This window comes from Pseudomonas sp. SYWMCR5, assembly GCF_057197165.1.
In genome coordinates this window covers 823,134-835,939 of the sequence record NZ_JBXUNH010000001.1, presented here as the reverse complement: position 1 = coordinate 835,939, position 12,806 = coordinate 823,134, and the positions used below count along the sequence as shown (strand labels likewise).

The following is a 12,806-nucleotide window of genomic DNA, read 5'->3' as shown; positions in this document are numbered from 1 at the left end:
TGTCAGCCGATTGCTTTGGAGGCAAGCCAGAACAGGCCGGCCGCCAAGCCCATCGAGGCTGGCAGGGTCAGCACCCAGGCCAGCAGGATGGTCTTCACCGTGCCGCCTTGCAGGCCGCTCTTGTTGGCGACCATGGTACCGGCAACACCCGACGACAGTACGTGGGTGGTCGAGACCGGCAGGCTGAACACGTTGGCCATGCCGATCGCGCAAGCCGCGGTGATCTGTGCCGACATGCCCTGGGCGTAGGTCATGCCTTGCTTGCCGATCTTCTCGCCGACAGTCAGTACCACACGCTTCCAACCGACCATCGTGCCCAGGCCCAAGGCCAGGGCGACGGCGACGATCACCCAGAACGGGGCGTATTCGGTGGTTGCAGTCAGGTCCTTGCGCAGTTTTTCCAGGTCGGCCTTCTCGCGGCCATCCAGCCCTGGCAGCTTCCCGACCTTCTTCGCGGTGTCGTCCAGGCACAGCAGGTAACGACGTACCTCCACACGCTGTTCGGCGCTCAGGTCGCGGTAGTCGGTCACGCCCTGGAGCGAGGTCTGCAGCGCGGCAATGGTCGGCTCGGTCTGTTGCGGGTTGCAGCTGAACTGCTCCGGCAGGTCGGTCGACTTGGCCTTGCCCAGCGCCAGGAACTCGCCAAGCGTGGCGGCATTGCGCTGGTAGAACTGGCTCATGTGCAGGGTGGCGTCGCGGGTACGCTCGATCTGGTAGGTGGTGCTGTTCAGGTCGAGCACGAACTTGGCCGGGACGATACCGATCAGCACCAGCATGATCAGGCCGATGCCTTTCTGGCCGTCGTTGGAGCCGTGCACGAAGCTCACGCCCATGGCCGAGATCACCAGCACCAGGCGGTTCCAGAAGGGCGGATGCTTCTTGTCGTCGAGCTTGCGGCGCTGGTCGGGGGTCTTGTGCATCTTCGACAGCGGGCGCCACCATTTCAGGCCAATCAGCACCAGTGCGGCGACGGCGAAGCCGGCCATCGGCGAGACCACCAGCGACATGGCGATGTCGATCGCTTTCTGCCAGTTCACGCCGTCACCCAGCGGGATGTCGCTGAGCAGCGCGTTGGCCAGGCCAACCCCGAGAATCGAGCCGATCAGGGTGTGCGAGCTGGACGCCGGGATACCGAAGTACCAGGTGCCCAAGTTCCAGGTAATGGCGGCGGCGAGCAGGGAGAAGACCATGGCCAGGCCGTGCCCGGTGTTCACGTTGATCAGCAGCTCGACCGGCAGCAGGTGCACGATGGCATAGGCCACCCCGACACCGCCGAGCAGAACCCCGAGGAAGTTGAACACACCCGAGAAGAACACGGCCAGGTGCGGCGGCATGGCTTTGGTATAGATGACGGTGGCTACCGCGTTGGCGGTGTCATGAAAGCCATTGATGAACTCGAATGCGAGCACGAAGGTGAGGGCGAGCACCAGGCTCACGGCTACCCAGGCATCCAGTCCGCTGAATAAATCGATCATGAAGGTTTTCTGGCGGTCGTAGGGGGGCCGGATTATGCCAGAAAACCATGGCAATCGATGCACCCGTGACAGACAGATGGCAGCTTTTCTACTGCTGCCACGACGGTTCGTCGGTAGGGAACGAAGCGGAATCGACGAACAAAAAAGCGTTAATTTCGGTTAATTACCGCGAATTGGCGATTAAAAGAAGGGTTTTTCAAGATTAAAACGGGCGTATGAAATTTGTGTAATTCCATTTCATCATCGGCTGCGGCATAAGAACGCGTGGCGCCAGGGCGTTCAGCACCGTGGCGCGCTGCGATCAGGCCCCGAGGCTCAAGGCTCTTCGGGGCGCCGTTCCTTTTCCATCTTTTCCAGTTCCTCGGAGAAGGCTTGGTCAAGGAGGCTGGCACGTTTGCGCCAGGGTTTGCGTTCCGGTTCCGGTTGGGCAGCATAGGTGGTGACTTCACCACCATAAACATCCTTGTAACGTTCTGCCTGGCGCTCGAGTTCGGCGCGCAGTTCATCTTTCGTCACAGTATCGACCTGATAAATTGAAGAGGTTCTCGGTACAGGGCTGTACCACGCGGTGCGCGTGGATCCCTTTCCCATCGTGCGTACAGACCTGAGCGCCGAATTATAACCGTCGAATCAGCAATGGCCACGGCCTTTACTCGAGCCTGATTGTGCAATGGAAAGTTGACCCGTTGTACTTGGGAAGTTGGAGACGACGTACCGAGTAAAGTTCGGATAAACAGTGCAGAAATGAAAACGGCCTCGCTGGTAAGCGAGGCCGCTGCCTTTAGTCTTCTACGGTGGGTACCTGACCAGTCTCTCCAAAGAAGCCACAAGGGCATGAGAAAGGTATAAGCAAACGTGTCGGCGGTCAATTGCGATTATCGGCCGCTTGTTCGATAATCGCACGAAGCGCCGTTTTTTTTGAGGTCTGCCGATGAACGATGAAACCAACGCTTCCACGCCCAGCGATCCGCAGCGTGCCGTCACGCCTTCCCTGGCCCCGCCGATCGTCGCATCGCCGGCCAAGCGCATCCAGGCGTTTACCGGCGACCCCGACTTCATGACCTCTCTGGCCCGGGGCCTGGCGGTGATCCAGGCCTTCCAGGAGCGCAAGCGCCACCTGACCATTGCCCAGATCAGCCACCGCACGGAAATCCCCCGCGCCGCTGTGCGCCGTTGCCTGCATACCCTGATCAAGCTCGGTTACGCCACCTCCGACGGGCGCACGTATTCGCTGTTGCCCAAGGTGCTGACGCTGGGGCACGCCTACCTCTCCTCGACGCCGCTGGCCGTCTCGGCCCAGCCCTACCTGGACCGTATCAGCGAGCAACTGCACGAAGCGGCGAACATGGCGACCCTCGAAGGCGACGACATTCTCTACATCGCCCGCTCGGCGACGGTGGAGCGCCTGATTTCGGTGGACCTGTCGGTGGGCGGGCGCCTGCCGGCGTATTGCACCTCCATGGGCCGGATTCTGCTGGCGGCACTGGACGACACCAGCCTGCGCGAGTATTTCGAGCGCGCTGATCTCAAGGCCCGGACCAGCCGCACCTTGCATGATCCCGAGTCGCTGTTCGCCTGCATCCAGCAGGTGCGCGCCCAAGGCTGGTGTGTGGTCGACCAGGAGCTGGAGCAGGGATTGCGTTCGATCGCCGTGCCGATCTACGACGCGTCAGGGCAAGTGCTGGCAGCACTGAATGTCAGCACTCACGTTGGACGGGTGACGCGCAATGAACTGGAACAGCGCTTCTTGCCCATCCTGCTGGCGGCCAGCCGTGATCTTTGCCACCAGTTGTTCGGTTGAGCGCCGGGTAGCGCGCCGTTCCGGCAGGTAGATAAGCGGTAAAACCATTCTTGTGCGATAAACGCACAATGTCGCTCCTCGTGAATTGCGCCCGCCGCAGGCGCTGATTAATGTTTCTCGCAACGGTCGGCGCTGCCGACCGGACAATAACAACACGAGACAAGCCCATGACCACTGTCCCTTCGCTGCCTTGCGCAGTTGCATCGTTACCCAGCTGATTTCAACGCCCGTACTGGTTTCTCCAGCCCTGCGCCTTACTTGTCGCAGCGGTGTACCCGCGCCCATCTTCTGGATAACAACAATGAACAAACCGCAAACTGCTGTCGGCAATTGCCTCGATGTACAGTCGTTCATCAACGACCAGCCGCTGTCCCGCTATCAATGGCGGGTGGTGATCCTGTGCTTCCTGATTGTCTTCCTCGATGGCCTGGACACCGCAGCGATGGGGTTCATCGCTCCGGCGCTGTCCCAGGAGTGGGGCATCGACCGCGCCAGCCTCGGCCCGGTGATGAGCGCCGCGCTGATCGGCATGGTCTTCGGCGCCCTGGGTTCCGGGCCGCTGGCCGACCGCTTCGGTCGCAAAGGTGTACTGGTCGGCGCGGTACTGGTGTTCGGCGGCTTCAGCCTGGCGTCGGCGTACGCCAGCAATGTCGATCAACTACTGGTGCTGCGCTTCCTGACCGGCCTTGGCCTGGGAGCTGGCATGCCCAATGCCACGACCCTGCTGTCTGAATACACCCCGGAGCGTTTGAAGTCGCTGCTGGTGACCAGCATGTTCTGTGGCTTCAACCTGGGCATGGCCGGCGGTGGCTTCATCTCTGCCAAGCTGATCCCGGCCTACGGCTGGCACAGTCTGCTGGTGCTGGGCGGCGTGCTGCCGTTGCTGCTGGCGGTAGTGTTGCTGGTGTGGTTGCCAGAGTCGGCGCGTTTTCTGGTAGTGCGCAATCGCGGCACCGACAAGGTGCGCAAGACGCTCGCTCCGATCGCTCCGGCTGTGGTAGCCCAGGCCGCGAGCTTCAGCGTACCGGAGCAGAAAGCCGTGGCTGCGCGCAATGTCTTCGCGGTCATCTTCTCCGGCACCTACGGCCTGGGCACTGTGTTGCTGTGGTTGACCTATTTCATGGGGCTGGTGATCGTCTACCTGCTGACCAGTTGGTTGCCGACGCTGATGCGCGACAGTGGCGCCAGCCTTGAAACGGCGGCCTTCATCGGTGCGCTGTTCCAGTTCGGCGGCGTACTCAGCGCCGTGGCGGTAGGCTGGGCGATGGACCGCTTCAATCCACACAAGGTCATCGGCATCTTCTACCTGCTGGCCGGGGTGTTTGCCTACGCGGTGGGTCAAAGCCTGGGCAACATCACCCTGCTGGCCATTCTGGTGCTGGTCGCGGGGATGTGCGTGAACGGGGCGCAGTCGGCGATGCCGTCGCTGGCGGCGCGCTTCTATCCGACCCAGGGCCGTGCGACAGGGGTGTCGTGGATGCTCGGCATCGGCCGTTTCGGCGCGATTCTCGGGGCCTGGAGCGGGGCGACGCTGCTGGGGCTGGGCTGGACCTTCGAGCAGGTGCTGACTGCGCTCCTGGTGCCGGCGGCGCTGGCGACCGTCGGGGTGATCGTCAAAGGCTTGGTGAGTCACGCTGACGCCACCTGATCGAGCATGGGTGGTGACCTTTTCGCGGGCAAGCCCGCTCCCACAGGGGTGGACTGCCCCCCAAGAAGTTGGACACAAATCCAACCCTTGGGGGCAGTCCAGGGATTGGGCTGGCCTTTAGGTTTGAGCAAGACAGTTGCTCCCTGGTGGGAGCGGGCTTGCCCGCGAAAAGGTCACCGCCAGTTATCAGCGATCCCTCATTCAAACCGTTCGATAACCGCACAAAAGGTCGATTATCGGATTGTTTCTCCACCCCCGGTCTCCTTAATCTGAGCCCATCGCAGCGACGCTGCACTCAAACCCGACTCAGCCTGACCAGGAGTCTCCAATGGCAGCAATCCTCTCGCTTCATGATGCCGTGAAGCAGTTCGTCCACGACGGCGACAGCGTTGCCCTCGAAGGTTTCACCCACCTGATTCCGACCGCCGCCGGTCACGAAATCATCCGCCAGGGCAAGCGCGACCTCACGCTGGTGCGCATGACTCCGGACCTGATCTACGACCAACTGATCGGTGCCGGTTGTGCGCGCAAGCTGATCTTCTCGTGGGGCGGCAATCCGGGGGTCGGCTCGCTGCATCGCCTGCGCGATGCGGTAGAGAAACAGTGGCCGCACGCGATCGAGATCGAAGAACACAGCCACGCTGACCTGGCCAACGCCTACGTTGCCGGCGCCTCCGGCCTGCCGTTCGCGGTACTGCGTGCCTACGCAGGCTCCGACCTGCCCAAGGTCAACCCGCTGATCAAGTCGGTCACTTGCCCGTTCACGGGCGAAGTGCTGGCTGCCGTGCCTTCGGTTCGCCCGGACGTCACCGTGATCCACGCACAGAAAGCCGACCGCAAGGGCAACGTGCTGCTGTGGGGCATCCTCGGGGTGCAGAAGGAAGCGGCCCTGGCCGCCAAGCGCTGCATCGTCACCGTGGAGGAAATCGTCGACGACCTGCAAGCGCCGATGAATGCCTGCGTACTGCCGACCTGGGCGCTCAGCGCGGTGTGCTTGGTGCCGGGCGGTGCGCATCCGTCCTACGCCCATGGCTACTACGAGCGTGACAACCGCTTCTACCAGGCCTGGGACCCGATCGCGCGCAACCGTGAATCCTTCACTGCCTGGATCGACACCTACATTCGCGGCACCACCGACTTCACCGAATTCAAGCGCAAGCTGGAGGCTGCACAATGAGCTACTCCACCTCCGAAATGATGACCGTGGCCGCGGCCCGTCGCCTGCGTAACGGCGCCGTCTGCTTCGTGGGGATCGGCCTGCCGTCCAAGGCCGCCAACCTGGCGCGCCTGACCTCGTCGCCCGATGTGGTGCTGATCTATGAGTCTGGTCCGATCGGTGCCAAACCGAGTGTGCTGCCGCTGTCGATCGGCGATGGCGAGCTGGCCGAGACCGCTGACACCGTGGTGCCGACCGGCGAGATCTTCCGCTACTGGCTGCAGGGCGGCCGTATCGACGTAGGCTTCCTCGGTGCCGCCCAGGTCGACCGCTTCGGCAACATCAACACCACCGTGGTCGGTGACTACCACGCGCCCAAGACCCGCCTGCCGGGTGCCGGCGGTGCGCCAGAGATCGCAGGCTCCGCCAAGCAGGTGCTGATCATCCTCAAGCAGTCGCCGCGCGCTTTCGTCGACAAGCTCGACTTCATCACTTCGGTCGGGCACGGCGAGGGCGGCGATTCGCGCAAGCGCCTGGGCCTGCCCGGCGAGGGGCCGGTGGGCATCATCACCGACCTGTGCATCATGGAGCCGGAAGCCGGCACCCACGAATTCGTGGTGACCTCCATCCACCCGGGCGTGACCCGCGAACAGATCGTCGCCGCCACCGGCTGGGCGATTCGTTTTGCCGATGACGTGCAGGTCACTGCCGAGCCGAGCGAGACGGAATTGGCCGCCCTGCGTGATCTTGAAGCCCGTACTGCGGCAGCCCATGGCCAGAGCGCAGGAGAAGCCTGATGCGTGACGTATTCATCTGCGACGCCATCCGCACCCCGATTGGCCGTTTCGGCGGCGCCTTGGCCGGTGTGCGTGCCGACGACCTGGCGGCGGTGCCAATCAAGGCGCTGGTCGAGCGCAACCCGCAGGTTCGCTGGGATCAGCTCGACGAAGTGATTCTCGGCTGTGCCAACCAGGCCGGTGAGGATAACCGCAACGTCGCGCGCATGGCGCTGCTGCTGGCGGGCCTGCCCGAGAGCATTCCCGGCGTGACCCTCAACCGCCTCTGCGCCTCGGGCATGGATGCGGTCGGCACGGCGTTTCGCGCCATCGCCAGTGGCGAGATGGAGCTGGCCATCGCCGGTGGCGTCGAGTCGATGTCGCGGGCGCCGTTCGTGATGGGCAAGGCCGAGAGAGGCTATTCGCGCAACATGAAGCTTGAAGACACCACCATCGGCTGGCGCTTCATCAACCCGTTGATGAAGGCCCAGTACGGTGTCGATGCCATGCCTGAGACCGCCGACAACGTTGCCGACGATCACCAGGTCTCGCGTGCCGACCAGGACGCCTTCGCCCTGCGCAGCCAGCAGAAGGCCGCCGCTGCCCAGGCAGCAGGTTTCTTCGCCGAAGAGATCGTGCCGGTGCGCATTGTCCACAAGAAGGGCGAAACCCTGGTCGAGCAGGATGAACACCTGCGCCCGGACACCACCCTGGAAGCGCTGGCCAGGCTCAAGCCGGTCAATGGCGCGGACAAGACCGTCACCGCTGGCAATGCGTCGGGGGTGAACGATGGCGCGGCGGCGCTGATCCTGGCCTCGGCCGATGCCGTGAAGAAACACGGCCTGACCCCACGTGCCCGTGTCCTGGGGATGGCCAGTGCCGGCGTGGCGCCGCGGGTGATGGGCATTGGCCCGGTGCCCGCGGTGCGCAAGCTGACCGAGCGCCTGGGTATCGCCGTGGCTGATTTCGATGTGATCGAACTCAACGAAGCCTTTGCCAGCCAGGGTCTGGCGGTTCTGCGCGAGCTGGGCGTGGCGGACGATGCACCGCAGGTGAACCCGAACGGCGGAGCAATTGCCCTGGGGCATCCCCTGGGCATGAGCGGCGCGCGGCTGGTGCTGACCGCGCTTCACCAGCTGGAGAAGAGCGGCGGGCGCAAGGGCCTGGCGACCATGTGTGTCGGCGTGGGGCAGGGGTTGGCGCTGGCCATCGAACGGGTTTGACCTGTGCCGGCCTCTTCGCGGGCAAGCCCGCTCACGCCATCCTGTGGGAGCGGGCTTGCCCGCGAAGAGGCCGGACCTGCAAGACAAAAGGCTAATGGCCAGACCCCAAGCGGAACGAGAGTGTTACCGGGTATGTCTAGAATTCACGGTAACCTTCGAGGAGTAAGCACGCCATGACCGCAATCCATTACACGGGCGAAGAGCGCAAAAGCCGTATCTTTGCCATCGTCGGGGCTTCTTCCGGCAACCTGGTGGAGTGGTTCGACTTTTATGTCTATGCCTTCTGCGCCATCTATTTCGCCCCGGCGTTCTTTCCCTCCGACGACCCTACCGTGCAACTGCTCAACACGGCTGGTGTGTTCGCCGCAGGCTTTCTGATGCGCCCCATCGGCGGCTGGATTTTCGGCCGCCTGGCCGACCGTCACGGTCGCAAGAATTCGTTGATGATCTCGGTATTGATGATGTGCGCAGGCTCGTTGCTGATTGCCTGCCTGCCGACCTATTCGAGCATCGGCACCTGGGCGCCGGCACTGCTGCTGTTTGCGCGGCTGGTCCAGGGCTTGTCGGTCGGCGGTGAGTACGGCACCACTGCGACCTACATGAGCGAGGTGGCCTTGCGTGGCCAGCGTGGATTCTTCGCCTCGTTCCAGTACGTCACCCTGATCGGCGGCCAGTTGCTGGCGGTGCTGGTGGTGGTGATCCTGCAGCAACTGCTCACCGAAGAAGAACTGCGCGCCTGGGGTTGGCGCATTCCGTTCGTGGTCGGCGCCGTCGCCGCGCTGATTTCGCTGATGCTGCGCCGATCGCTGAAAGAGACCAGCAATGCCGAAACTCGCCAGGATAAAGATGCCGGCAGCATCAGTGGCCTGTTCCGCAACCACGCCGCAGCCTTCATCACGGTGCTGGGCTACACCGCTGGCGGTTCGTTGATCTTCTACACCTTCACCACCTACATGCAGAAGTACCTGGTCAACACGGCCGGCATGAACGCCAAGAGTGCCAGCTTCGTGATGACTGGCGCGCTGTTTCTGTTCATGATCCTGCAGCCGCTGTTCGGCATGTTGTCCGACCGTATCGGCCGACGTAACTCGATGCTGTTGTTCGGCGCGCTGGGCACTCTGTTCACCGTGCCGCTGCTGATGGCGCTGAAGACCGTGACCAGCCCGTTCATGGCCTTCGTGCTGGTGACCCTGGCGCTGTGCATCGTCAGTTTCTATACCTCCATCAGCGGCCTGGTGAAGGCCGAGATGTTCCCACCTCAGGTCCGTGCCTTGGGTGTGGGCCTGGCCTATGCCGTGGCCAACGCGGTCTTCGGCGGTTCGGCCGAATACGTCGCCCTGGGCTTGAAGACGCTGGGGATGGAGAACACTTTCTACTGGTACGTGACCGCCATGATGGCGGTGGCCTTTCTGTTCAGCCTGCGCCTGCCCAAGCAGGCGGCGTACCTGCACCATGACCACTAAGGACGTTGCATGAGCAACCAACTGTTCGACGCCTACTTCACCGCCCCGGCCATGCGCGAGGTGTTCAGCGACCGCGGCCGCCTGCAGGGCATGCTCGACTTCGAGGCGGCCCTGGCGCACGCCGAGGCCGACGCGGGGCTGGTGCCGCACAGTGCGGTGGTGGCCATCGAGGCGGCGTGCAAGGCCGAGCGCTATGACGTGCAAGCGCTGGCGCAGGCCATTGCAGTGGCTGGCAATTCGGCGATCCCGCTGGTCAAGGCATTGGGCAAGGTGGTCGCCAGTGGCGTGCCTGAGGCCGAGCGTTATGTGCACCTGGGCGCTACCAGCCAGGATGCGATGGACACTGGCCTGGTTCTGCAACTGCGTGATGCACTGGCGTTGATCGAGGCCGACCTTGGAAAGCTCGCCGACAGCCTGGCGCGCCAGGCTCTGCTGCATGCCGACACGCCGCTGGTGGGGCGCACCTGGCTGCAGCACGCCACGCCTGTGACCCTCGGCATGAAGTTGGCCGGTGTGCTCGGGGCGTTGACCCGTCACCGCCAGCGCTTGCAGGAGCTGCGCCCGCGTTTGCTGTGCCTGCAGTTCGGTGGTGCGTCGGGCAGCTTGGCAGCGCTGGGCAGCAAGGCATTGCCGGTGGCCGAGGCGCTGGCGGCGCAACTTGGCCTCGCATTGCCTGAGCAGCCCTGGCACACCCAGCGTGACCGCCTGGTGGAGTTCGCCTCGGTGCTGGGCCTGATCGCCGGCAGCCTGGGCAAGTTCGGCCGCGATATCAGCCTGCTGATGCAGACCGAGGCTGGCGAGGTGTTCGAGCCTGCTGCGCCGGGGAAGGGCGGCTCTTCGACCATGCCGCACAAGCGCAATCCGGTGGGGGCGGCGGTGCTGATCGGCGCCGCGACCCGCGTGCCGGGGCTGCTGTCGACGTTGTTCGCCGCCATGCCCCAGGAGCACGAGCGTAGCCTGGGCCTGTGGCATGCCGAATGGGAGACCTTGCCAGACATCTGCTGCCTGGTTTCCGGCGCCCTGCGCCAGGCACAACTGATCGCCGAGGGCATGGAGGTGGACGCCGAGCGCATGCGCCGCAACCTCGAGCTCACCCAAGGCCTGGTGCTGGCCGAAGCGGTGAGCATCGTATTGGCCCAGCGCCTGGGGCGCGACAAGGCCCATCACCTGCTTGAGCAATGCTGTCAGCGCGCGGTGGCCGAACAGCGCCACCTGCGTGCCGTGCTCGGTGACGAGCCACAGGTCACCGAGCAACTGTCTGGCGAAGCGCTCGACCAGTTGCTCGATCCTGCCCATTACCTCGGCCAGGCCCGCGTCTGGGTGGCGCGCGCCGTGGCCGAACATCAACGCTTCACTGCCTGAAGGAGACCGCTGTGGCGCATTTGCAACTGGCCGATGGCGTATTGAACTACCAACTCGAAGGCCCCGAGCACGCCCCGGTGCTGGTGCTGTCCAACTCGCTGGGCACCAATCTGCACATGTGGGATACCCAGATGCCGCTGTGGACCGAACACTTTCGAGTACTGCGCTACGACACGCGTGGCCATGGCGATTCGCTGGTGACCGAAGGGCCGTACAGCATCGAACAACTGGGGCGTGATGTGCTGGCGCTGCTGGATGCCCTGCAGATCGAGCGCGCGCATTTCTGCGGGCTGTCGATGGGCGGCCTGATCGGCCAGTGGCTGGGCATCAATGCTGGCGAGCGCTTGCAGCGTCTGGTGGTATGCAACACGGCGGCGAAGATCGGCTCGCCTGAAACCTGGAATCCGCGTATCGAAATGGTCTTGCGCGACGGTGCCGAGGCCATGCGTGGGTTGCGCGATGCGTCCATCGAGCGCTGGTTCACCCCAGCGTGGTCGAGCGTGCACGCGGATCAGGTCCAGCGTATCACCGACATGCTCGCGACCACCTCGCCACAGGGCTACGCCGCCAATTGCGGCGCGGTGCGCGATGCCGATTTCCGCGATCAGCTGGGTGCGATCACTGCGCCGCTGCTGGTGATTTCCGGGGAGGCCGACGCGGTGACGCCGCCCTCGGGTGGCCTGTACATTCAGGAGCATGTGGCAGGCGCCGAGTACCAAGGCTTCCAGGCTGCGCACTTGTCCAACGTCGAGGTCGGCGAGCCGTTCAGCCGTCGCGTGCTCGATTTCCTGATGGCTCGCTGAGGACTACGCCATGGATGAGAAACAACGTTACGACGCTGGCATGCAGGTGCGTCGCGCGGTGCTGGGCGATGCCCATGTGGACCGCAGCCTGGAGAAACTCAACGACTTCAATGGCGAGTTCCAGGAGATGATCACCCGCCACGCCTGGGGCGATATCTGGACCCGCCCGGGGTTGCCACGCCACACCCGCAGCCTGATCACCATTGCCATGCTGATCGGCATGAACCGCAACGAGGAACTCAAGTTGCACCTGCGCGCGGCGGCCAACAATGGCGTGACCCGCGAAGAGATCAAGGAAGTGATCATGCAGAGCGCGATCTACTGCGGGATCCCGGCGGCCAATGCGACCTTCCACCTGGCCGAGTCGGTGTGGGATGAGCTTGGGGTCGAGTCGCGTGCCTAGGCCATAGATCGGCGCTGAATGTTTCGCGGGCAAGCCCGCCCCCACAGCTGTACCTGTGGGAGCGGCGGTTCGCCGCTGCGACTTGCCCGCGAAACATTCAGCACTGTTCCAGCGTCTACACAGCCGCCTTCTTCCCGCGCACCGCCACAGGTCCGGCATTGGCCTCCACGGCCTGCCTCAGCCCGGCACACAGCCCAAGCATGAACGCCAGTTCTGCAACCACGAACAGTGGCCCGATGATCAAGCCGCTGACATCGTCGACGAAGGCGGGCTTGCGGCCCTCGTAGGCATGCCCGACGAACTGGATGATCCAGCCCAGCACGAAGGCCCCGAGCCCGGCACTCAGCCACAGCCCTGTGCTTTGCAGCGCCAGCCATTCGCCTGCCCACAGGCACAGCCCCAGCAATATGCCCATGACCAGCCCGAAGCGCAGGTCCAGGCGCAGGTAGAACCATACCGACGCCGCCGCCACCAGCAGCGCCGGCGACAGCCAGACCCCGGCAACAGGCCAGCCGGGTCGTGACAGCAGGATGCTTACCGCCAGCACGATCAGTGGAATGCCGACGAAGTGCGTGGCGATGTTGCGCGGGTCGCGATGATAGGCCGCGTATTGACTCAGGTGTTCGACGAGGTTTTTCATTGTTGTTCCTCCATCAGGGGTAGCGACAGCTTGCCCCGTTCATCCGCCGTCGTCTG

Annotated in this window: 12 protein-coding genes; 9 read left to right on the top strand and 3 right to left on the bottom strand. The window is 63.8% G+C overall.

Annotated features, from left to right (window positions below):
- Positions 1–2 precede the first annotated feature (2 nt).
- Both AC2CGW_RS03945 and AC2CGW_RS03940 read right to left on the bottom strand, forming a co-directional pair.
- On the bottom strand, positions 3–1,475 hold the full coding sequence (locus tag AC2CGW_RS03945) for an inorganic phosphate transporter (protein WP_484573563.1): 1,473 nt from the start codon (positions 1,473–1,475) through the stop codon (positions 3–5).
- 315 nt (positions 1,476–1,790) lie between these two features.
- A complete protein-coding gene (locus tag AC2CGW_RS03940; RefSeq protein ID WP_081255307.1) occupies positions 1,791–1,991 on the bottom strand; it encodes a hypothetical protein in 201 nt (66 codons plus the stop codon).
- A 415-nt stretch (positions 1,992–2,406) separates the two neighbouring features.
- Between AC2CGW_RS03940 and pcaR the strand changes: the two genes are divergently transcribed.
- From pcaR to pcaC, 9 genes are all read left to right on the top strand, one after another.
- Positions 2,407–3,276, top strand: a complete 870-nt coding sequence (pcaR, locus tag AC2CGW_RS03935) for a pca regulon transcriptional regulator PcaR (RefSeq protein ID WP_186667291.1) — start codon at positions 2,407–2,409, stop codon at positions 3,274–3,276.
- A 301-nt stretch (positions 3,277–3,577) separates the two neighbouring features.
- Positions 3,578–4,924 carry a 4-hydroxybenzoate transporter PcaK gene (gene pcaK, locus AC2CGW_RS03930; protein ID WP_063545964.1) on the top strand — a complete coding sequence of 449 codons (1,347 nt, stop codon included), beginning with the start codon at positions 3,578–3,580 and terminating at the stop codon, positions 4,922–4,924.
- A gap of 328 nt (positions 4,925–5,252) precedes the next feature.
- Complete coding sequence (locus AC2CGW_RS03925) at positions 5,253–6,101, top strand: CoA transferase subunit A (protein ID WP_186667290.1); 849 nt, start codon at positions 5,253–5,255, stop codon at positions 6,099–6,101.
- A complete protein-coding gene (locus AC2CGW_RS03920) occupies positions 6,098–6,877 on the top strand; it encodes a CoA-transferase subunit beta (RefSeq protein WP_186667289.1) in 780 nt (259 codons plus the stop codon). The genes AC2CGW_RS03925 and AC2CGW_RS03920 overlap by 4 nt, the downstream gene beginning before the upstream one ends.
- Entirely contained in the window at positions 6,874–8,079 is a 1,206-nt protein-coding gene (pcaF, locus tag AC2CGW_RS03915) for a 3-oxoadipyl-CoA thiolase (RefSeq protein WP_484573685.1), read from the top strand. The genes AC2CGW_RS03920 and pcaF overlap by 4 nt, the downstream gene beginning before the upstream one ends.
- 173 nt (positions 8,080–8,252) lie before the next feature.
- A complete protein-coding gene (locus tag AC2CGW_RS03910) occupies positions 8,253–9,542 on the top strand; it encodes an MFS family transporter (RefSeq protein WP_186711881.1) in 1,290 nt (429 codons plus the stop codon).
- Between the two features lie 9 nt (positions 9,543–9,551).
- The gene (locus AC2CGW_RS03905; protein WP_186718809.1) at positions 9,552–10,904 is read left to right on the top strand and encodes a 3-carboxy-cis,cis-muconate cycloisomerase; all 1,353 of its coding nucleotides are present in this window, start codon (positions 9,552–9,554) and stop codon (positions 10,902–10,904) included.
- A gap of 11 nt (positions 10,905–10,915) precedes the next feature.
- A complete protein-coding gene (gene pcaD, locus AC2CGW_RS03900; protein ID WP_288374722.1) occupies positions 10,916–11,707 on the top strand; it encodes a 3-oxoadipate enol-lactonase in 792 nt (263 codons plus the stop codon).
- 10 nt (positions 11,708–11,717) lie between these two features.
- Positions 11,718–12,110, top strand: a complete 393-nt coding sequence (gene pcaC, locus AC2CGW_RS03895) for a 4-carboxymuconolactone decarboxylase (RefSeq protein ID WP_112899050.1) — start codon at positions 11,718–11,720, stop codon at positions 12,108–12,110.
- Between the two features lie 115 nt (positions 12,111–12,225).
- Here pcaC and AC2CGW_RS03890 read toward each other — a convergent pair whose 3' ends face one another.
- The gene (locus AC2CGW_RS03890; RefSeq protein WP_186718814.1) at positions 12,226–12,750 is read right to left on the bottom strand and encodes an Mpo1 family 2-hydroxy fatty acid dioxygenase; all 525 of its coding nucleotides are present in this window, start codon (positions 12,748–12,750) and stop codon (positions 12,226–12,228) included.
- Positions 12,751–12,806 lie beyond the last annotated feature (56 nt).

What these genes read in the sequence shown, in the direction of transcription:
- AC2CGW_RS03925 (WP_186667290.1), top strand. Translation starts at nt 5,253, where the DNA reads ATGGCAGCAATCCTCTCGCTTCATGATGCCGTGAAGCAGTTCGTCCAC.
- AC2CGW_RS03910 (WP_186711881.1), top strand. Translation starts at nt 8,253, where the DNA reads ATGACCGCAATCCATTACACGGGCGAAGAGCGCAAAAGCCGTATCTTT.
- pcaR (WP_186667291.1), top strand. Translation starts at nt 2,407, where the DNA reads ATGAACGATGAAACCAACGCTTCCACGCCCAGCGATCCGCAGCGTGCC.
- AC2CGW_RS03890 (WP_186718814.1), bottom strand. Translation starts at nt 12,750, where the DNA reads ATGAAAAACCTCGTCGAACACCTGAGTCAATACGCGGCCTATCATCGC.
- AC2CGW_RS03945 (WP_484573563.1), bottom strand. Translation starts at nt 1,475, where the DNA reads ATGATCGATTTATTCAGCGGACTGGATGCCTGGGTAGCCGTGAGCCTG.
- pcaC (WP_112899050.1), top strand. Translation starts at nt 11,718, where the DNA reads ATGGATGAGAAACAACGTTACGACGCTGGCATGCAGGTGCGTCGCGCG.
- AC2CGW_RS03905 (WP_186718809.1), top strand. Translation starts at nt 9,552, where the DNA reads ATGAGCAACCAACTGTTCGACGCCTACTTCACCGCCCCGGCCATGCGC.
- AC2CGW_RS03920 (WP_186667289.1), top strand. Translation starts at nt 6,098, where the DNA reads ATGAGCTACTCCACCTCCGAAATGATGACCGTGGCCGCGGCCCGTCGC.
- pcaK (WP_063545964.1), top strand. Translation starts at nt 3,578, where the DNA reads ATGAACAAACCGCAAACTGCTGTCGGCAATTGCCTCGATGTACAGTCG.